23 protein-coding genes are annotated in these 19654 nt (G+C 71.8%); 6 read left to right on the top strand and 17 right to left on the bottom strand.

Annotated features, from left to right (window positions below; translation table 11 throughout):
- Together BIU95_RS06990 and BIU95_RS17710 are read left to right on the top strand one after the other, a co-directional pair.
- Nucleotides 1-356: hypothetical protein (locus BIU95_RS06990; RefSeq protein WP_217639430.1), on the top strand; the 356-nt coding region annotated here is incomplete at its 5' end.
- 65 nt (nt 357-421) lie between these two features.
- Nucleotides 422-940, top strand: coding sequence for a GrpB family protein (locus tag BIU95_RS17710; protein ID WP_161598062.1), 519 nt, complete (start codon nt 422-424; stop codon nt 938-940).
- Between the two features lie 444 nt (nt 941-1384).
- Here the strand turns inward: BIU95_RS17710 and BIU95_RS06985 are convergent, their stop codons facing one another.
- The 4 genes from BIU95_RS06985 to BIU95_RS06970 all read right to left on the bottom strand — a co-directional run bounded on the left by BIU95_RS06985 (nt 1385) and on the right by BIU95_RS06970 (nt 5911).
- Nucleotides 1385-2578: a glycosyltransferase gene (locus BIU95_RS06985; protein WP_254783302.1), complete on the bottom strand. Its 1194-nt coding sequence runs from the start codon at nt 2576-2578 to the stop codon at nt 1385-1387.
- A 122-nt stretch (nt 2579-2700) separates the two neighbouring features.
- Entirely contained in the window at nt 2701-4038 is a 1338-nt protein-coding gene (locus BIU95_RS06980; RefSeq protein ID WP_017885688.1) for an ABC transporter substrate-binding protein, read from the bottom strand.
- Between the two features lie 56 nt (nt 4039-4094).
- Entirely contained in the window at nt 4095-4925 is an 831-nt protein-coding gene (locus BIU95_RS06975) for a carbohydrate ABC transporter permease (RefSeq protein ID WP_017885687.1), read from the bottom strand.
- Complete coding sequence (locus BIU95_RS06970; RefSeq protein ID WP_071251144.1) at nt 4925-5911, bottom strand: carbohydrate ABC transporter permease; 987 nt, start codon at nt 5909-5911, stop codon at nt 4925-4927. The genes BIU95_RS06975 and BIU95_RS06970 overlap by 1 nt, the downstream gene beginning before the upstream one ends.
- Nucleotides 5912-6152: 241 nt before the next feature.
- Between BIU95_RS06970 and BIU95_RS06965 the strand changes: the two genes are divergently transcribed.
- Complete coding sequence (locus BIU95_RS06965) at nt 6153-7052, top strand: inositol monophosphatase (protein WP_254783300.1); 900 nt, start codon at nt 6153-6155, stop codon at nt 7050-7052.
- Nucleotides 7053-7145: 93 nt separating this feature from the next.
- Here the strand turns inward: BIU95_RS06965 and BIU95_RS06960 are convergent, their stop codons facing one another.
- The 6 genes from BIU95_RS06960 to BIU95_RS06935 all read right to left on the bottom strand — a co-directional run bounded on the left by BIU95_RS06960 (nt 7146) and on the right by BIU95_RS06935 (nt 12735).
- Complete coding sequence (locus BIU95_RS06960) at nt 7146-8165, bottom strand: LacI family DNA-binding transcriptional regulator (protein ID WP_071251140.1); 1020 nt, start codon at nt 8163-8165, stop codon at nt 7146-7148.
- 2 nt (nt 8166-8167) lie between these two features.
- Nucleotides 8168-8818 carry a 2'-5' RNA ligase family protein gene (locus BIU95_RS06955; RefSeq protein WP_017885683.1) on the bottom strand — a complete coding sequence of 217 codons (651 nt, stop codon included), beginning with the start codon at nt 8816-8818 and terminating at the stop codon, nt 8168-8170.
- A 134-nt stretch (nt 8819-8952) separates the two neighbouring features.
- On the bottom strand, nt 8953-9972 hold the full coding sequence (locus BIU95_RS06950) for a LacI family DNA-binding transcriptional regulator (protein WP_017885682.1): 1020 nt from the start codon (nt 9970-9972) through the stop codon (nt 8953-8955).
- A 162-nt stretch (nt 9973-10134) separates the two neighbouring features.
- Nucleotides 10135-11226, bottom strand: coding sequence for a tyrosine-protein phosphatase (locus BIU95_RS06945; protein ID WP_071251138.1), 1092 nt, complete (start codon nt 11224-11226; stop codon nt 10135-10137).
- 192 nt (nt 11227-11418) lie between these two features.
- On the bottom strand, nt 11419-12222 hold the full coding sequence (locus BIU95_RS06940; RefSeq protein WP_071251136.1) for a trypsin-like serine protease: 804 nt from the start codon (nt 12220-12222) through the stop codon (nt 11419-11421).
- Nucleotides 12223-12246: 24 nt separating this feature from the next.
- A complete protein-coding gene (locus tag BIU95_RS06935; RefSeq protein ID WP_071251134.1) occupies nt 12247-12735 on the bottom strand; it encodes a hypothetical protein in 489 nt (162 codons plus the stop codon).
- Nucleotides 12736-12913: 178 nt separating this feature from the next.
- On the opposite strand from BIU95_RS06935, the gene BIU95_RS06930 reads away from it, so the two are divergent.
- Entirely contained in the window at nt 12914-13567 is a 654-nt protein-coding gene (locus tag BIU95_RS06930) for a helix-turn-helix domain-containing protein (RefSeq protein ID WP_017885678.1), read from the top strand.
- A 63-nt stretch (nt 13568-13630) separates the two neighbouring features.
- Here the strand turns inward: BIU95_RS06930 and BIU95_RS06925 are convergent, their stop codons facing one another.
- From BIU95_RS06925 to BIU95_RS06905, 5 genes are all read right to left on the bottom strand, one after another.
- Complete coding sequence (locus BIU95_RS06925) at nt 13631-14158, bottom strand: hypothetical protein (RefSeq protein WP_017885677.1); 528 nt, start codon at nt 14156-14158, stop codon at nt 13631-13633.
- Between the two features lie 103 nt (nt 14159-14261).
- Nucleotides 14262-14801 (bottom strand): hypothetical protein, encoded by a 540-nt coding sequence (locus BIU95_RS06920; protein ID WP_139179683.1) that lies wholly within the window; start codon nt 14799-14801, stop codon nt 14262-14264.
- A gap of 49 nt (nt 14802-14850) precedes the next feature.
- Complete coding sequence (locus BIU95_RS06915; RefSeq protein WP_071251132.1) at nt 14851-15285, bottom strand: hypothetical protein; 435 nt, start codon at nt 15283-15285, stop codon at nt 14851-14853.
- The gene (locus tag BIU95_RS06910) at nt 15282-15854 is read right to left on the bottom strand and encodes a TetR/AcrR family transcriptional regulator (RefSeq protein WP_042541061.1); all 573 of its coding nucleotides are present in this window, start codon (nt 15852-15854) and stop codon (nt 15282-15284) included. The genes BIU95_RS06915 and BIU95_RS06910 overlap by 4 nt, the downstream gene beginning before the upstream one ends.
- Complete coding sequence (locus BIU95_RS06905) at nt 15847-16695, bottom strand: alpha/beta fold hydrolase (RefSeq protein ID WP_071251130.1); 849 nt, start codon at nt 16693-16695, stop codon at nt 15847-15849. The genes BIU95_RS06910 and BIU95_RS06905 overlap by 8 nt, the downstream gene beginning before the upstream one ends.
- Nucleotides 16696-16800: 105 nt before the next feature.
- Here BIU95_RS06905 and BIU95_RS06900 point away from each other — a divergent pair, with 105 nt between their 5' ends.
- On the top strand, nt 16801-17376 hold the full coding sequence (locus tag BIU95_RS06900; protein ID WP_017885672.1) for a GrpB family protein: 576 nt from the start codon (nt 16801-16803) through the stop codon (nt 17374-17376).
- Nucleotides 17377-17407: 31 nt separating this feature from the next.
- On the opposite strand, the gene BIU95_RS06895 is transcribed toward BIU95_RS06900, so the two are convergent.
- Both BIU95_RS06895 and BIU95_RS06890 read right to left on the bottom strand, forming a co-directional pair.
- Entirely contained in the window at nt 17408-18352 is a 945-nt protein-coding gene (locus BIU95_RS06895; protein ID WP_071251128.1) for a nuclear transport factor 2 family protein, read from the bottom strand.
- 240 nt (nt 18353-18592) lie between these two features.
- On the bottom strand, nt 18593-19063 hold the full coding sequence (locus BIU95_RS06890) for a MarR family winged helix-turn-helix transcriptional regulator (protein WP_056068393.1): 471 nt from the start codon (nt 19061-19063) through the stop codon (nt 18593-18595).
- Between the two features lie 63 nt (nt 19064-19126).
- Here BIU95_RS06890 and BIU95_RS06885 point away from each other — a divergent pair, with 63 nt between their 5' ends.
- Nucleotides 19127-19654: a phenolic acid decarboxylase gene (locus BIU95_RS06885; protein WP_017885669.1), complete on the top strand. Its 528-nt coding sequence runs from the start codon at nt 19127-19129 to the stop codon at nt 19652-19654.

The raw sequence follows: 19654 nt of genomic DNA, 5'->3' as shown, positions 1-19654 counted from the left end.
GGGGGGGGGGGCTGGCGCAGATCTCGGAGTGTCCGGTGGACGATCGGTCATCGAACACCGGAGTGGACCAGCAGAATCGAGTCATGACGACCCCTCCTGCTGATCTCTCTTGGATCGGTTTCACCAACCAGCAGCGCGACCTTCTCGAGACGCTGCACTTCATCGGCAACAACGGGTGGGATCGCAACGGCCAGAGCGACGAGATGATGCCGCGGCTGTTGGAACAAGCGGCCGCCGCAGACCTGTCGCTCGCGCGCATCAAGGAGGCCATGGCCGCGGTCGGGCACTCTCGGAATGAGCTGCACCAGCTCGATCGATGGGAGTCCAAGCGAACCACCGGCAAGTTCGGTCGCTGATCGTCCCGCAGACCGATCGGTGGCCGGGCAGCGGCTCGACGGCAGCGGGATCTAGAGTGCGAACTGTGCTCGTTCCGTACGATCCGTCCTGGCCACACCAATTCGAGGCTGCCGCTGAGGAGATCCAGAAGCTGGGGAACAGTGTTTGGCTCGTCGAGCACATCGGCTCGACCTCTGTTCCTGGTCTGGCCGCGAAGCCAATCATCGATCTTGCAGTCCGGGTCTGCGACGGCGCGGACTTCGAGGCCCACCGCCAGCGCTTGGAAGCTGGCGGATGGGAACTTGGAAGCAGCGTGCGTTCCCATCCCGTGATGGTCTTCGAGCGCGACGGGCGAAGACTTCGTATCGCGCACTTCTTCACGGCAGACGAATGGGAGCACAACAACCAGCGCATCTTGCGGGATTGGCTCCTCAACCACCCCGAGGACATGAGGCGTTACGAGGCGGCGAAAGTTGCTGCCGCAGAGGGAGCTCAGCAGCGCGGAGCTTCGTATAACGCAGCCAAGACGGCAGTCATCCAGTCCATCGTTGATCGTGCCCGAGCTGACCGAGGTCTTCCTTCCGTACCGGTCTACGACAAATAGTGGTGTGTCTGGCGGGCGGCAGAACGTGCCCGTAAGGCGGTGGTTCACCGCTCCATGACAGTTGCCGCCTTCGACAGCCTCTGTTGTGTACTGCCGCCTGACCGGGGGTGTTGCCGCATGCCTGTCCCGCAAAAATGCCCGGTGAAGGGGCGCCAAACGCACCACAGCGGCGACCTCGCTGGCAGCGACGGCGTCAGGGCTGGGAGCGGGGACCGGGCTCATCGCAAAGGCGTCGTAGTGGTTGCTGACGGGCTCCACGTTCTGCCCTCGCGCCGTGTGAGGGTCGAATCGGGGACTCTCGGACCCAACCTGTTGGCCCGGTGCAACGAGCGGGCCGAGCGGAAGGGGAGTGCATCCTTCCGAAGGACGGGCGAGACGCCGTCCTCACACGTGCCTGGTGCGCCGAGCATCGGGCTGATCGGCGCTCGTCACCGCGGTGCGCGCTCACCCACCGACCAGGCGCTCGACGGCGTCCAGCACGACGGCCGGGGTCTCGCCGGCAGCGATCTCGGTCCGGATCCGTCCGGCGGCGACGCGGAACGCCGGGTCGGTCAGGAGCCGCGACGCGGTGGTGCGGATGTCCTCCGCGGTCGCCGTCGCGGCGTCGAGGACGAGTCCGGCGCCCAGGGCCTCGACGCAGCCGCCGTTCGGCAACTGGTCCGCACCGAGCGGCAGGACCAGCAGGGGCACCCCGTGCGCGAGCGCCCCGGTCACCGATCCGGATCCGCCGTGGTTCACGACCAGGTCCACGAGCCCGAGCACCGAGTCCTGCGGCACGTACTGCTCGACCCGGATCGTCCCCGGACCCGCCGGCACCGGGAAGGTCGTCGGGTCGACCCAGGGTCCGGTCGTCACGAGGATCCGCGCAGGCAGGGTGGCGAGCGCGTCGATCAGCCGAGCGAACAGGTCGCCGGACTTCGTGTTGAACTCGGTGCCGAGCGTGACGTAGACGCGGGGTCCGTCGCCGGCGGCCAACCACGCCGCGGCGTCCGACGGGGGTGACGACCAGGTGTCCGGTCGCATCCGGATCACCGGGCCACGCAGCTCGCGCCCGGATCGCATCGACGCCGGGAACGGGACGACGGTGAGCGCGCCGCCGAGCATGTGCTGCTCCGGGTCGGGCCCGAGTCCCGCGCGTCGACGGAGCGCCTCGAGCGGCTCTCGCACCGCTTCGCGCCAGGTCCCGCCGGCCGAGGCGAAGGCCAGGACCACCACGCACGGCACCCCGGCTCGTTCGGCGGCGGTCATCGCGCCGAAGTCGAACTCCCCGCAGACCACGAGGTCAGCGGTCCACCGTGTGACCAGTCGTCCGACGTCGACGACGGCACCGGCGGCCGCGTCCCCCAGGAACACCTGGGGGACGCGGGTGAGCACCGTGCTCGGGTCGATCGGGGTCAGGGTGCCGGTGCCCGGCCTGCTCGCCGGCAGCTCCACGTCCCGCGGTTGCCGGTGCGAGAAGCCGGTCTGTTCGAGGACTGCCTCGCGTGCGCCGCTCAGGGCCGTCCGGTGTCCGGCAGTGCTGGCCGCGCGGGCGAGCGGCAGCATCGGTGCGAGGTGTCCGCGTCCCCGTGGGAACGAGAACACGATGCGCAGGGGTTCCGGAGCACCGTAGCCGGGCCGGCCGTTCGCAGCAGACACCACAGGGCTCCGATCGTCGTGCGGGCTGCCTGCCCGCTTCGTCAGACAACCGTATGGCGAACGGCGGCCGTGCTCCATGAACCCTTGGTCAGCCTCGCGGGGCGCTCACGCGTCGACCGTGCTCACTTGCCGGCGGCCTCGTTGTAGGACGCGATCTGCTTGCCGGCCTGCTGTTCCGCGTCCTGCATCGTCGACTCGACGTCGGCACCCTCGACGATGCGGTTGAAGGCTCCGATGACGGTGGCACGGACCGTCGGGAACGCGCCGGTGATGCAGCCGGCCGCTGCGACGCTCGTGGGGTCGTCGGTGAGCTGCTGGTACATGGTGGCGATGTTCGGGTCGGACAGGGAGCGCTTGCCGACGGTGGTCTTCGCGGAGTCGGTGTTCATCGCGACGTAGCCGGTCGCCTTCGCCCACTCGGCCTGCACGTCGGGACTCTGGAGCCACTTGGCGAACGTGTACGACGCCTTCTGCTCGGCGGTCGAGTGGCCCTTGCCGGAGATCCACAGGGCGTTGCCGCCGATGACCTGGCCGGCGTCGTCGGAGTCCGACGTGGTGGGGAACCGGGCGACGACCGACTTGGAGCCGTCCGGGTCGACGGTCGTGTACGCGCCGGACGAGGTCAGCAGCATCCCGACCTTGTCGCTCGAGAACGCCGAGTTCTGCACGGTCGAGTCGGTGCCGGGGTTCAGGGCGGCGCCGTCCTGGTACAGCTTCTGCAGCGTGCTCATGAACTGCACCTGGGTGTCCGAGGTGAGCGAGACGCCGGTGACGGGCTTGCCCTTCCGGCCGTTGTCCGGCGTGCAGAACGGCTGGCCGCCCGAGGCACTCAGTTCCTCGAGCATCCACGAGTCGCCCATGTTCATGCTCATGCCGTAGCCACCGGTCGCAGCGTGGATCTTCTCGGCCCAGGTCGCGACCTGGGCCAGCGTCTTCGGCGGCTTCGCAGCGTCGAGGCCGGCCTTCGCGACGAGTGCCTTGTTCAGGTAGAGCACGGGCATCGAGACCGAGAACGGCATCGCCGCGAGCGACTTGCCGTCGCTGTAGTAGGTCGAGACGGCCGGTGCCATCGTGTCGGTCCTCGACGTCGAGCCGCTCACCGTCGCGGGGGACACCGTCTGGCCGGAGTCGATCATGAAGCCGGTCGACACGTCGTTCATCATGAGCAGGTCGGGCGTGGAGCCGGACTGCACCGCCGCCGTGTACTTCGTCTGGACGGCCGCGTAGTCGCCCTGGAACGACGACTTGACGGTGATGTGCTGGTCGTTCTGCTTGTTGAAGCGTGCGACGAGGGCGTCGAGTTCGGTCGCCGCCGGACCGGACATGGCGTGCCAGAAGTCGACGGTGACGGGGCCGGAGCGCTCCGACGCCGAGCTCGACGTGGAGCATCCGGTCAGGGCGAGGACCGCGACGGCGCCGGTGGCGAGTGCGGTGAGGGCGGTGGAACGACGAGTGGGCATGGTGCGTCCTTCGGGTGCGGGGCGGGCGGGGATCGGGGAGGGGAACGTGTGCGTCGTCACTTGAGTGCGCCGGCGGTGAGGCCACCGGCGAGGAACCGCTGGGCGACGAGGACCAGGACGAGGACAGGGAGGGTCACCATGGCGGCGCCGGCCAGGACCACGCCGATGTCGGCGGCCTCGGCGTCGGACAGCTGGGCGATGCCGACCTGCACGGTGCGGTGCTCGGGCGAGTTGGTGACGAGGAGCGGCCAGAAGAACCCGTTCCACGCGGCCGTCGCGCTCACGAGCGTGACCGAGACGAGCGTCGGGCGGGTGAGCGGCAGCAGCATGGACCGGATGAACCGGAAGTGCCCGGCGCCGTCGAGGACCGCGGCTTCCCGCAGCTCGTCGGGGAAGCTCAGGAACGCCTGGCGGAACAGGAAGATCGTCAGCGCCGAGGCCACGAACGGCAGGAAGACGACCAGGAGCGTGTCGATGAGGTGCCAGGACGCCACGGTCAGGTAGTTCGCGATCAGGGTCGTCTCGCCGGGGATCATCAGGCTGGCGAGCAGGACGAGGAACAGGGCACGGGTGCCGCGGAGCCGGCAGAACACGAGCGCGTAGGCGGTCATGATGCCGATGACGACCTGCAGCACCGTCTGGGCGAGGGTGACGACGACGCTGTTCAGGAACTGCGCTCCGAGCGGGACGACCTGCGTGGCGCGGACGATGTTGTCGAGCGTCAGGTGGATCGGGACGAGACCGGCGAGGCCCTGGTCCAGGTACCGGGTCGGGGTGAGTGCGCCCTCGAACACGTAGTACAGGGGGAAGCAGACGACGACGACCGCGATGACGAGCCAGGCGTAGACGAAGGCGCTCCGGAGCCGGCGGACGGTGACGGGGCGCATCAGTAGTTCACCCGCTTCTCGAGCACGCCGAACTGCACGATCGACAGCCCCAGGACCAGCAGGAACAGCACGACCCCGAGCGCGGCGGCGAGGCCGAAGTTCGCGCTGCCCGAGCCGAACGCCTGCTGGTAGATGGCGTAGACGAGGGTCTTCGACGAGTCGGCTGGACCGCCACCGGTCAGGATCTGGATCTGTCCGAAGGTCGTCAACGCCTCGACGGTGCCGGTCACGACCACGAAGAAGAGCGTCGGGGTGACGAGTGGCAACGAGATCGACCACAGTGTCCGGATGGGGCCGGCCCCGTCGAGGTGCGCGGCCTCGATGACGTCCTGGTCGATGGCGCCGAACGCTCCGAGCAGGAGCAGCACGGTGAACCCGAGCGACCCCCAGATCGTGACGACGATGACGCTCGCCAGGGCCCACTGCGTGCTCGTCAGGAACGGGACGGGTGCCCCGCCGAACTGCGTGATCACCGTGTTCAACAGCCCGTTGCCGGGGGCGAGCATCGCCGCGAACGCGACGGACCCGGCCGACACGGAGACGACCATCGGCGCGGTCAGGAGTGCTCGGAACACCGGCAGACCGCGGAGCTTCACGGTGAGCGGCACGACGACGAGCAGCCCGAACACGATCCGCCCGGCGACCACGCCGACACAGAAGACGGCCGTGGTCAGCATCGTCCGTCCGAACGCGGGGTCGGTGAACGTGCGGACGTAGTTCTGCAGCCCGACCGAGCCGGCCGGCTGGCCGAAGATGTCGGTGCCCTGGGTGCTGAGGACCAGGACCCGGCCGAGCGGGTAGAAGACGAAGACCGCGAACGCGAGCAGCGCCGGTGCGAGGAGCACCAGACCGAGCCGTCGGTCGGAGCGCAACGACGACCGGGCCGACCGGGCCGCCCGTGCTGGACGCCGCGACTGCGGCGGCCGGGGCGATCCCGCGGTACGCGGGGGACCGGCGAGCAGGCCGGACGTGACGGGGACCGTCATGGGGCGGACACCTCCGAGTAGGGAACGTTCCCTATCCGGGAACGACTCCACTCTGCGGCGGGTGCCGGAGACGGGTCAAGGCGCGTCGATCACCCGCCGTCACCCGTTCACGCGGCGTTCAACCCCTCCGTCGGCGGAGAGCCGCCGTTCACCGTTCGCACCCACCCGTTCACCTGCGGTTCGGGCCGACGACCGGCGTGGTTCGCCGTCCAGGGGCCTCGACGTCGTACAACCGGGGACCATGCGAACCGTTCCTGCTCCCCAGACGCTCCGGGTGATCGCCGAGGATGCCGCGCGTGCCGTCGCGCCCGACCTCCTCGCCGTGTTCCGCGCCCCGATGACGATCAGCACGAAGCGCGATGCGCACGACGTGGTGACCCTGCACGACCGCGCGGCCGAAGAGACGATCACCGCGGTGCTCACCGCGGCGGTGCCGGGTTCCGTCGTGCTCGGCGAAGAAGGCGGCACCACCGGCGGCCCCGGCAGCGCCGACACCACCGGGGACGCCGTGGTGCGGTGGATCGTCGACCCGATCGACGGCACGGCGAACTTCGCCCGCGGACTCGCGTACTGGTGCATCTCGATCGCGGCCGAGGTCGACGGCGAGGTCGTCGCGGGGGTGGTCTTCGACCCGGTCGCCGACCACGTGTTCGCGGCGGACGACGACGGAGCCTGGCTCGACGGTGCGCCGATGCACTCGTCGTCCGGCCCCGACGACGCCGCGACGGTGCTGACGAGCTTCCCGGTGCAGCAGGACCTCGACCTGCTCGGCGAGGCCGCGGCGTTCGACCTGCTGCGTGACCTGACGGTGCGGTACCGCCACCACCACAGCCTCGGCAGCGGCGCACTCAACCTGGTGCACGTCGCCGCGGGGTGGTCGGACGCCACGATGGGCTTCGCCACGCACCCCTGGGACGTCGCCGCCGGGGCACTGGTGCTCGAGCGGGCCGGTGGGTGGTTCCGGGGCTTCCGCGGTGGCGAGCCCGTCGACCGTGCGCACCTGGCCGACGACTACGTCGCTGCCGGCGCCGGGGGATCGCACGCCGAGCTGGTCCGTCGGGTGCAGGACCTGTCGGCGATGACCTCCACGGACGCTGCAGCCGCCGCCGATCGAACCGCCGCCGACCCGACCGCTGGCTGAGCCGCACCGCCGACCGAGCGGCACCGCCCACTGAACCGCACCGCCCACTGGACCGATCCTCCGCCAGCCGCGCCGTCGACGGCGTCGCGGTGCTCAGCCGACCTGGTGCCCGGCGACCGCCCGTGCCGTCGACCCCCGCTGCAGCAGGCGCGTCGGCAGGACCTCGTGGCGGTCACCGCGTCGCCCGCGCAGCCGTTCGACGACGAGCTCCACCGCCCGCGCGCCCATCCGGACCCGCGGCTGGTCGACGCTCGTCAGGTCGAGCCGGTCGCCGAGACCGGTGCCGTCGAACCCGGTCACCGCCACCATCCGGGGGAGCGCGAGTCCCGCGCCGTCGGCGATCGCCACGAGCCGCGCCGCGGTCGCGTCGTTCGTCGCGACGAACGCCGTCACCCCGTCGCCCAGGTGCCGGGCGATCCGCGCCGGGTCCGCCGCCAGGGCATCGACGTCGTCGACACGGTGGTCACCGGGCCGGCCGAGCTGCGCCGAGACCGTGGCGTGCGCGACGGCACGACGGGTCGTCGAGGGGTGGTCCGACTCCGCCACGAAACACGTGCGCCGGTGCCCGAGTGCGGCGAGGTGGAGCACCAGGTGGCGCATGCCCGATTCCTCGTCGGCGCGCACGGTGTCGAGTCCGAGTCCGGCGAGACCCGACCCGCTCGAGCCGAGGACCGCGACCGGCAGGTCGCGCGCGACCGCAGCGAGCCGTGCCGGGGCGACCCGGCTGCTCAGGACCGCGACCCCGAGGACGCCGTCGGCCGACCGGCGGGAGGCGTGCAGGGCCTCCAGGCCGTCGGCCAGCCGGGCGGGGTCACGGAACCCGTCCACGACGCGGAGCGCGAACCCCAGGGTCTCGGCGGTCGCGCGTGCGCTCCGGAGCGCTTCGTCGTGGAACGGGTTCGCGGCTTCGGTGACCAGCACGCCGAGCACGAGCGGCGCGCCCTGCGCGCGTCGCCGGGCGAGCGTGCCGACCGGGAGGCCCAGCTCGTCCGCCGTCCGCACCGCGAGTTCCCGACGTGGTCGCGACACACCGTCGTCGCCCCGCAGGGCGAGTGACACGAGCGATCGCGAGACAGCGCAGCGCTCGGCGACGTCGCGGAGGGTGGCGGCCACGGTCAGGCGAGCTTCCAGGTGTGGACGTGCTCCCAGGTCATCGTCTGCCACCAGCGGCCGGACCAGTCCGGGCTCGCGGTGCGGTAGAGCACGACGGTGTCGCCGCGGAACCCGGTCGGCACGTCGACGTCGAGTTCGTGGATGTACGCGCCCACCTCGTCGTGCAGGTCCGGGCGGACGTACAGGTCGTGCGAGGCGAGCGAGAGGTGCGCGCGGTACTGCTCCGGGTCGTAGTCGTTCGACGGCGGGACCTGCATCGGCTGCCGGAAGGGGGCGACCACGGCATCGATGTCGGCGGCGAGTCGGACGAAGTCGTCGTTGTGCGAGCCGTCGGGCCGGGTCGCGACGTCGTAGACGAACCCGATGCCCTGCTCGCGGACGCCGGCGTTGTGGACGTCGAACGCCGGGCGTGAGTCGAGCAGCGCCGTGACGGCCGCGATGACCTGGTCCTCGTTGCTGCCGAACGGCTGGCTGCCGACGAGCGTGGCGTGCGGCGGGAAGGCGCCGGCGGACACCAAGCCGTACTGCGCGCGGAGCTGGTCGGTGACGACCGTGACGGCGCGGCAGGTGCGGGCGTCCGGGCGCAGGTAGATGCCGTGGCGGTAGGGGTCGCTCGGGTCGCGCGGCAGTTTGGCGGTGACATTCTGGGGCATGGGTCCGTCCGGGGTCGGTCGATGGGGAACGTTCCCGATCGTCGGGAACGTTCCCCATGATCGACCGGAGCGGCCCGGATCTCACCCGTCGGCCCGTGACGGGACGGTGAACGATCGGTGTCGGCGACGCCGGGTCAGACGCGTGCGGCGGTCCGGCCCGGCACCAGGGTGCCGTCGACGGCGTTGTGGGCGACACCCGTCGAACGGCCGTCGATCTGGTCGACCACGTCGTCGACGGACAGGCGGCCGATCAAGCCGAGCGGCTGTCGCCACGAGGTGATGCCGAGCAGCTCGGTGGCGAGCGGCGCGACCCCGTCGTAGCCCGTGACCGACAGGTCGTCTGGTGCACGGAGACCACGGCGGCGCATCGACTCGAGCACACCGACGGCCCAGCGGTCGCTCGGTGCCATGACCGCCGTCACGCCGCCGGCGCCGAGGACCTGCTCGAGGAACGAGTCGAGGTCCTCGGGGTCCGCGCCGTGGTCCTCGGAGCGGATCCGGAGCACCTCGGCGCCGCGCGCACGGAGCCGGCGCACCATCGCGTCGGTGCGGGCCGACTGCGTCAGGGACCCGGACGGTGTGACCGTCAGCACGGCGACGCGACGGTGCCCCAGGTCGGCGACGTGGTCGGCGAGGCCGCGACCGCCGCCGCGCTCGTCGCAGTAGGCGCTGCTCACCGCCGGGTCCGTCTCGGGGCGTCCGGAGACCACCGTCGGGATGCGTCGGGCGAACGGCAGGACGTCGTCGATGGGCAACGCGCCGCTGCAGACGATGAGCCCCTCGACGCGCAGGGACACCAGGGTCTCGAGCGCCCGGCGTTCCTCGCTGACCGGGAACGACCCCGCGCCGGTGGCGGTGACGACGCGGTACCCGCGCGCGGCGGCCTGCAGCTGGAACGCGGTGAGCAGGTGCCCGTAGAACGGGGTCGAGGCATCACGGACGAACGCCCCGAGCGTGTGCGTGCGGTGTGCCGACATGCCGCGGGCGTTCGCGTTCGCCACGTAGCCCAGGTCGAGTGCCGCCCGCTTGACGCGTTCGGTCGTCGACGGCGCCACCCCGTACGAGCCCGCGAGGGCACGGGAGACGACCGACTTCGACACTCCGGCCAGTGCTGCGACGTCGTGGATGGTCGGGACTGCCGGGTGTCCGGTCACCGCGGGCACCGTCGTTCAGATGACTGCACGAGTGTCACGGTAGCCGGACGGACGCCCGGAGCGGGCGACGGTGGTGGTGAACAGTTGGTCACGCCGACCGCCCGGGGGAGTCCGAGCGGTCGGCGTGGGTGGCCGGTGGTGGCGGCCGGTGGCGGTGTCGGGTCAGCGGTGCGTCGCCGGTCGACGGACCGTCAGGCGGTACTCCTTCTTCGTGGTGCCGTCCTGCGCGGTGACCGTGATGCGTGCGGTCCGGCCGGAGACGTGCACGGTGGCGACCGCGTTCGGGTTCGTCGTGTGCACGTGGACGTCGGCGGCCCGGAGCGTCCGGACCGGCGCCGTCACCGTCGCACCCTGCGACGAGGCGGCGGCGGGCAGGTGGACGCGCACGCCCGCGACCGCGATCGAGGAGACGGTGGCGTCGCTCGACACGAGGAACCGCTGGCGCAGTGCGGCGGCCTCGTGCCCCGTCACGCCGATGGTGTCGCGCAGGTACGCGTCCATCCCACCGAAGTCGGTGGCGATGTCCTGCTCGAAGGTGCCCTGCAGCAGCTGCGGGGTGGCCCAGGTGACCCCGAGCTGCGTGTTCGAGAGCAGGTAGTCGTGCAGGATGTCGGCGCTGTCCACGCCGAGGACCCGGTCGAGCAGGTCCACCACGGTGCCGGTTCGGTCCATGCCGTGCGAGCAGTGGATGAGCACCGTGCCGCTGGTGTGCGAGGCGAGGATCCGGAGCACGCGGCGGTAGGCGGTGATCATCGACCCGGGGGTCGCCGGGTCGACGTGGCCCTTGTCGACCAGGTCGTGGTACATCGCCGTGTCGTCGCTGTAGTCGCCGTCCGCGCCGAACATCGAGATGTCGACGTGCCGCGCGCCGGGGATCGCGACGTCGGGCTTCGCGGCGATCTGGGAGGGTGTCCGCAGGTCGACGACGAGGTCGACGTGGTACTCGTCGGCCAGGGTCGTGGCCCCGGCTGCGGTGATCTTGTCGAGCGACTCGGAACGGATCAGCCGCGGAGCGTTCACGGTCTGGCCGGACCGGCCGTGCACCGCGGCGAGCTCGCGACCGTTGACCAGTCCGGGGACGTCGGTGATCGGGTGGTCCGCGGCGGTGAACGCGGGCTGGAGTGCGGTGTCGGCGTGGGCGGCCGTGACGGAGAACGCGGCGGAGGCGACGACGGCAAGGCCGGCGAGTGCGGTCGCGGCCACACGGGCGGTGCGCTGGGAGTGGGTGAGGGGGGAGCGGTGGAGCGGGGGCACGGGGCATCCTCGATCTGATCAGGACCCGGGGGTCGCGGGGATCCGGACGCGGTGACGTCCGGATCCCCGCAGGATCGCGAGGTGGGTGGTCGGCCGAGTGGCTGCGAGGTGACCGGGGTGTGTCCGGGTCATGAGGCAGCGCTCAGTCGCCGAGACGGCCGCGGCCGGGTGCACCACCCGGTCACAGCCGGCTCAGGACGCCGGGGCCAGCCGGTACCGGAACAGCTCGGTGAGCACCTGCTGCACGGGCGTGTAGAGCAGCACCGTCGTGCTCGTCGTGCTCGTCGTGCCCGTCGTCGAACTGCCCGAGATGATCCCGTACAGCCGGTTCGTGGCGCTGATCACCGGTCCGCCGGCGTCACCCGGCTCGATGCCCACGCCGGCATCGGTGCGTGCGGCGGCGAGGTGCTGCGCGCCGGCGCGGCTCGCTGTCGGCACCCGTGTGGCCGTCCAGGAGCAGAGCACCCCGCTCGCCGCCCCGCTGGTGCAGAAGGGATCGGCGTCGGGCTGGCCGGTCCCGGTGACGGCGGCACGTGCCGGGTCGCCGTCGACACGGGTGAAGACACGACCGGATGCTCGCGGCGTGTACGTCGAGACCGACGGGTCGCAGGACCCGGCGGCCGCCCGGACGCGCGTGCACGCCAGGGGTGGGATGACCGCGAGCTCGACGTCGGAGTCCGCGGACTGCCAGACCACGCTGCCGACGGCCGCGCCGTCGAGCCGCACCGGCGCCTGCAGCGGCGCGCAGCGCTTCGCCAGCACGACCCACCTGGTCGCCCGCTGGTACGCGGTGACCTGGCTCCGGAAGCCCTTGGCGGTCAGGACCGCCCCGACCGTGCAGGTGCTGCCGGGGACCCCGACCTGGGTGCCGGCGATGATCGGTGCCGCGGTGCGGTCCGGGTCGCTCGTGGCAGCCGAGGCCGGTGCGGTGCCGGCGAGGGCGATGCCGACGGCGGCCGCGACGGACAGGGCGACGGCCAGGGTGCGGACGCGCACCGCTTGCGTGTGACGGAACACGGTTCAGCCGAGCCGGCGGGTGCCGTTGATGCGTCCGATCACGGACAGGGTGTCCGGGTCGGCGAGGCGGGCGTGCCAGTGCAGCGTCGTCGTGCCGCGCGGCAGGTCGGGGAACGCCGCGGTGAAGCGGTAGTGCCCGCTGGCGCTGACCATGTCGTCCCCGCCCGTGACCTCGGCGATGTGCTTGCTGAACAGGCCGCGGGGCTTGCCCGGTGCGTCGTAGTAGACGATGACCAGGGTGCCGGGCTTGCCGGCGCCGGCGAAGGTGGTGCCGGTGAAGCTCGTCCGGTCTGGTCCGCCGTGGGTCTTCGCGGTGAACGCCACGGCTGCAGACCGGGTCGGGGCGTGGGCGGTGTGCGGGATCGTGGCGGCCCCGGCCTGCGCGGGGACCAGGGCGCCGGCGGCGAGTGCTCCGCCGAGGGCGACGCCGGCGATGAGCGCGGTCAGCCGCCGGGACGCCGGCTTGCGGGCGGTGGACGGGGTGGGACGCATGGGGACTCCTCGGTTCGGCTCGGGTCGACTCGGTGTGCGTGAACGCTAACAACGGGCCAGACGATCGTCTAGCGAATGCCGGAAGCTGAGTGGATCAGAGGCAAACCGTCCGGACGGCGTGCTCCCCTCGTGCTGTCAGACGTTCGTATGATGACCCGAGACCCGAACGAGGAGTGCGATGAACCAGCGGCAGCAGGCGAAGACCCGGACCCGCGAGCAGATCATCGAGGCCGCGGCGGCGGTGTTCGCGAGCCACGGCTACGCGGGGACGTCGTTCGCCCGGGTGGCCGCCGCCATGGACCGCCCGAAGTCGGCGATCGGCTACCACGTCTTCTCGTCCAAGCACGAGCTCGCCTTCGCGGTCATCGAGCGGCAGCAGGCCCGCTGGGCGGTGATCGACTCGCTGATCACGCAACCCGAGGGCCTCGAGCACCTGCTCGTCATGCTGACGTCCGCCTGTTCCGATGCCATCCGGTGTCCGGTGGCTGCCGGGGCCATCCGTCTGAGTCACGAACTCCGCGGTGCGGGAGAGGTGATCCCGCGGGTCTTCACGTGGGACGACTACGTCCGTCGGCACCTGTCGGCTTCGAGCGGGGGTGTCGGCCCCGCCACCGATCCCGAGTGGGCTCGTGCGGCGGACCTCGTGCTGACGTCGACCTTCGGGGTGATGTGGGCCCGGACGAGTGCACGACTGACCCGTGACACCGAGGGGCAGCTCCGGGACCTGTGGGCGGCACTGTTCACCGGGCTCGGACTGCCCGGCGTGCACGGCTTGCTCGAACAGGTGGAGCCCGTGCGGGTCGGCGGACACCCGGCCACCCCGGGGGACTGACCCCGCAGGGCTCGCCCCTCCCGAGGGGCCCCGGCGGACTGCTGGTCCACCGGGGCGCCGGGCCTACTTCTTCTGCTCGCTGCCGTCCGGGTTGACGACGTACCAGACGCCCTTGTCGCCCTGTCCCGTCACGTCGCCGGCCTTCTTGTCCCCGACGAAGGTGTAGATCGGGCGCCCGTCGATCGTGATCTGCCGCCCGCCGTCCACGCCCTTGATGGTGCCGACCGTCCCGGTGATGCCCGACACCTTCGGCTTCGTGGTCGACGCTTCGATCGCCGGCCACGCCGCCGCGCACGCACCGGTGCACGTGCTCGTGCCGGAGTCCTTGACGTCGGCGTCGAAGTAGTAGGCGGTCATGCCCTTGCCGTCGACGACGACCTTGCCGAGTGTCGTCGAAGCGACGGTCGCGTCGACCGAGGGGGACGAGTCGGTCGTCGCGGGCGCGTCGCCCTGTGCGGCGGGGGACGGCGAGGGCGACGGTGCCGCGGAGCCGGCCGTGGAGCAGCCGGCGAGTCCGAGGCTCAGGGCCAGTGCGGCACCGAGGAGGACGGAGACGGATCGGGATGACGGTGTGCGGTGGGGTGTCGACACGGGGGCTCCTCGTGGTCAGGTCTCGCCGCTGACTGCTGGCCAGACGTTCGTCTAGCGAACGTAACCGCAGTACCGAGCGGCGGCCAGCACCCTGCGCGGCCTCTCATCCGGTGGGCCGCGGATCGTGGGAGCGGCGGTCCGTGTGCTCGACCACGTGGACGCCGTCGACACGCCCGATGACGTCCAGCGACTCCGGGTCGATCAGTCGGGCGCTCCAGGACGCCTGATCGGCGTCGCGGGGCAACTCCGGCAGGACCGCGGTGAAGGCGAACCGGCCGGTCCGACCCACCGCGCTGCTGCCCGGCGCGATCTCCGCGACGCGATCGTCCCCGGTGCCGTCCCGCGGTTCGCCGTAGTGGATGACCACGACGGCGCCGGGGGTGCCCCTCCCGGCGAAGCGCACGCTCACGACTCCGCCGGTACCGACCGTCCGTGGTGGGCGGATCGCGAACCGGTGCGCGCCGCTCGTCGAGGGCGGTGCGCCGAGTGCGGCACCGAGCGCTCCCGATGCCCCGAGGCCGAGTGTCTCGGTACCCGTCGTGGTCGGTGGCGGCGCCGGCAGGGCGAGCGCGACGGCGAGCGCGGCGATCCCCGCGGCGAGGACGATCGGTGACACCCGGACCCGGTCGGTGCTGCGCGACATGGTCGGCCCCTTCGTGGACGGCGTGTGGCGGAAGTCGCCACGCCACACGCTACCGCTTGGCCAGACGATCGTCTGTTCGCCCGCGTCCGCGCCCGCGCCCGCGCCCCACCAGGACGCGCCACCGCCGCTGTTCCGAGATGACGACGGCGACGCACAGGACCGTGACGGCGACCGCGACCGCAGCCGGCCAGACGACCCAGGACGCGGCGATGGCTCCGACCAGGTGCGCGAGGACCGACGCGATCGTCACCACTCCCGGTGCCGCGACGGGTGGGTCGCCGCCGGGGCGGTCACCCGGCGTCCCGAAGACCGCCGGCGGCACGACGAGGAGCAGGACGGCGGCGATCGCGAGCACCGGCGAACGGGGCCAGAGCGCCCAGGGCACGGCCACCCATGCGACGAGCTCCGCCGTGAACCGCAGGCCGCCACGGAGCGGGTCGTGACCGACGGGCCTCGACGCGCGCGCCGCCGTGGTGACGGTCACCGTGTTGTCGCGGCACGGAACCCGCGATCCAGGAAGTCGACCATCCACGCAGCACTCGCATCGACGTCCGTGTCCATCTGGAACCCGCCGGACGCCTCGATCGTGGCGAACCCGTGCAGGACGCTGCGGAGCACCCGGAGTGCGTGGACCTCGTCGGCGGGGTCGAGCGGGTAGTCGCGGAGCGCCGCGGCGAAGGACGCCAGGGTGCGGCCGAGCGCGACGGCCAGCGGGTCCTGGGCGTCGGTCGGCCGGACGCTGACGGCTGCCTGGTACCGCGCCGGGTGCTCCCGGACGCTCCGGCGCACGGTCTGCACCGCCGCCTCGAGCGCACTCCGGCCGCTGCGCCCCTGCATGGCGTCGCGGAGTGCGTCCCCGAGCTCGTTCGCGCCGAGGATCGCGATCCTGCGCGTGAGGTCACCGAGTCCGTCGACGTGCTTGTACAGCGACGGTGCCTTCACCCCGAGGCGGTCGGCGACGACGCTCATGCTCAGTCGGGCCAGACCGATCTCGTCGGCCAGCGTCGCCGCGGTCTCGGTGACGGTCGCCGGGTCGAGCCCCGCCCTAGGCAACGGGGCCTGCGACGGGCAAGGTGCGGGCGAGGAACGGCAGCAGCAGGGCGAGGAGTGCAGTCGGCGTCTCGGTGTGGGGGTAGTGGCCGGCGCCGTCGATGACGGCGAGCTCCCCGAGGCCGTCGGGCAGGTCGGCGAGGACGCGCTCGCCCTCGGCGCGGGGGTCGGCCCAGTCCGGATCGGCGCTGCCCTCGACGACGAGCACGGGGCACCGGATGGCACCCAGCTGCTCGCCGGCGTCGGCGGGCGACGTGCGGGTCATGGCGCGGAGGACCGCCAGCCGCTCCGGTCGCCGCAGGGTCGTCTCGATGCGGCCGCGCTCGGTCGCCCAGTCGGCGGGCTTGGCGGGGATCGCGATGTCCAGGTACGCGAGCCAGCCGGGCAGGCTGCCGCTCGTCATCACGCGTGCGAGCTGGACGGTGCCGGCGCGGTGTCGGCGGTTGCGCAGGAGCCCACCGAGGTCGACGGACTGCTTGCGCGTGAACGGTGCCAGCTCGACGATGCCGGCGACCAGGTCGGGTGCGGTGGCCGCGGCGATCGTCGCTGCGCCGCCGCTGATCGACTGCCCGACGACCACGGCCGGGCCGCCGAGGTGCCGGGCGACGGCGACCAGGTCGCGTGCGATGTCGGAGCGCTCGTACCCGGACCACCCGGTGCTCGAGTCGCCGCAACCCCGCAGGTCGACGTTCGCGACCCGGTAGCCGGCCGCGACGAGCTCCGGCACGACGAAGCGGTAGGAGTGGCGGCTGTCGCCCATCCCGTGGGCGAGGACCACGAGCGGCCCTGAGCCGGAGAGGTCGTAGGCGATCGTGCCGCCCTCGGTGTCCAGGTGTTCGAGCATGACGTGGCTCCTTCGGCTACGGGTAGTAACTCAAAGGCTAATACTCGTAGCCGGGAAGTCAAGGACTACTCTGGTCCGCGCTCCGGGTGCTGCCATCATGGCCGGGTGCACCATGACGAGGACCACCCCCGACCGGACGTCACGACCGTCGAGATCATCGGCGGCCCAGAACCGGTCACCGTGACCCTGCACCCCGCCGACAGCGGGTGGGCTGCGGTCTTCGCGGACCACCGGCGACGCATCCTGGAGGCCCTGCCCGGCTCCGGCGCGGACGCTGCGGTCGTCGAGCACATCGGTTCCACGGCCGTCCCCGGCCTGGCAGCGAAACCCATCGTCGACATCGTGGTCGTCGTCGCCGACATCACCGCCGAGGCGACCTACCTCGACCAGCTCCTCGCGGCCGGGTACGAGCTCCGCGTGCGCGAACCCGGCCACCGCCTGGTCCGGACACCGGCTCGCGACGTGCACGTGCACGTCTACGAGCAGGGCGCGACGGCGGTCGAGGAGTACCTGCTCCTCCGCGACCACCTGCGCGTCGACGCCGACGACCGCGCGCTGTACGAGCGCACCAAGCGGGAGCTGCTCGGCCGGAGCTGGGACGACATGAACGCCTACGCCGACGCGAAGACGGCCGTCATCACGGCGATCAAGGAGCGGGCGCGCCGGAGCCGCGCGTCCTGAGACGCGCGGCTCCGGTTCCCGCTGCCCGGTCTCAGCTCGTCGGGACGACGTCCCAGTGCTCGCGGATCAGGTTGCCGTCCACCCGGAACAGGTCGGCTGCGCCGAACGGTGCGTCGGCCTTCGCCCCGACCTGCTTCGAGAACGTCCACACCAGGTCGCCGTCGGCCAGCGAGATGACGGACTCCTGCTTCGGCAGACCCTGCGCGGCACTGCCGGCGAAGAACTGCTTGAGCGCGGCGGTGCCGTTCGCGGCGACCGAGTTGTGCTGCAGGTACGCCGGGTCGAACTTCTCGTCCAGCACGGACACGTCGTGGTCGCGGAACAGCCGGTTGTACGCGGTCACCGCGAGCACCCGGTTGTGCTCCTCCTGTCGCTCGGTCAGGTGGTGGTCACGCTTGGCGGCCGGGTACAGGTCGCTGAACATGCTGTTCGTGTTGCCGCTGGCCGGCGTGCCCGTCGGGACCGTCTGCCGGAGCGCCCACCACTCGCTGATGCGGCCGTTGCGCATGCGGAACAGGTCGACGGCGGCGTCACCGGTGCGTTCGTCCTTCGGCTTCGCGGTGATCTGCCAGTGCACGGCCACCAGGTCGGCGTCACCGGCGATGTGCTTGATCACGGCGTGGGCGCCGGGGACCCGGGCGCGGTCGGCGGTGAACTCGGCGAGCAGTGCAGCTGGACCCGAGGTGCTCTTCGCGCCGTGGGCGACGGCACCCGATGCCACGGCGGTCCGGGCTGCAGCGCGTGCCGTCGCCGAGGCGGGGGAGCGGAAGGCGCACCGGAACAGGTGCCGGACGGTGGCCTCGTTGCGCTGCTCGGCGCGACGGTCGAGCCGCGAGACGGCCGTGCCGCCCTCGGTGGTCCGCGCCGCGCGGGACACCGTGTGGTGCGCGGAGGTCGTGGTGGTGGAGGTGTGGAGGGGTGCCGCCACGGCCGGGCCGGCCACGAGCGACACGGCGATGGCGACCGGAGCTGCCACCGCACACGCCTTGGCGATGATGGGGAGAAGTGATGTCGTCTGCACGGCAGAACGATGGAACCGGTCCCTGGGGGCCGCCGCGCGCCCTGGAGCCGTCGCGTGCTGCGACCGTGACCGACTTCTCAGGCGCGGTGCGGGCCTCCCGGGTGGTCTGCGAACACCCTGCCAGGGTGACCCGCTCCCGCTGGTGATCGACGAGCCGGACCTGTGCGACGGCTCACGCGCACTGTCAGCCGATCCCTACGCTCCGGGCTCCTCGATGGTCAGACGGAGCTCGGCGAGGACGGGCAGCGCGGCGCGCAGCGCGTCGACCCCGTCCGGGCCCAGGCGTTCGAGCGCGCCGACCAGGACGTGCTCGGCCGAGGCGTCGTAGACCCGGAGCCGCTCGGACGCGAGCTCGGTCAGGGCGATCTCGGTGCTGCGGCCGTCGCCGGTGGCGAGCCGCCGGCGGACGAGCCCGCCGCGCTCCATCGCGGTGACGAGGTTGCTGACCGTGGAGCGGGCGAGGCCGAGGGACCGGCCGAGCGCCGTCGGCGTGAGCCACCCGGCCTCGTCGAGGCGTCGCAGCACCTCGATCTGGGCGTCGGGCAGTTCCGGCAGCGCACCGTCACGGCGTGACGCGTTCAGCAGGGTGCGGCGGAACGGGCCGACCTGGTCGCTGAGCCGCCGAGCGATGTCCCGGAGTCCTGCGGTGTCGTGCTCGCTGCCCATGTCCTCAGCTTAGGTCCTCGAAAAAGGTTTGCAACAAAACTATGTTTGGCGCAGGATGGGGGCATGACGATCACCACCTCAGTCGCACAGCCCGTCCCGTCGCAGGACCTCTCCGGCATCGTCGGACACCGGTTCATCTACACGTACGCCAACGGCTGGCAGTACGAGATGTACGTCAAGAACGCCACCACCATCGACTACCGCATCCACTCCGGCATGGTCGGCGGGCGCTGGGTCAAGGACCAGCAGGTCGACCTCGTGGTGCTCACCGCCGGCGTCTACAAGGTGTCGTGGAACGAGCCCACCGGCACGAGCGTCGTCGTGACCGTGGTGCCGGGGGAGCGCGTGCTGCACGGCACGATCTTCTTCCCGCACTGGGTCGAGGAGGACGGCAGCAAGACCGTGCTGTTCCAGAACGACCACCTGGACCGGATGCGCGAGTACCGCGACGCCGGCCCCACCTACCCGATCTACGTCGTCCCCGAGTTCGCCCACATCACCCTGTTCGAGTTCGTCGGCCAGGACGACGAGACCGTCGTCGACACCGCGCCCGCCGACCTGCCGGCCGGGTTCGCCGACCGGAGCAACTGA

Source organism: Curtobacterium sp. MCBA15_007 (genome assembly GCF_001864905.1).
Lineage (GTDB): Bacteria > Actinomycetota > Actinomycetes > Actinomycetales > Microbacteriaceae > Curtobacterium > Curtobacterium poinsettiae.
The sequence above is the reverse complement of the archived record's forward strand: the minus strand, read 5'-3'. Positions and strand labels throughout refer to the sequence as shown.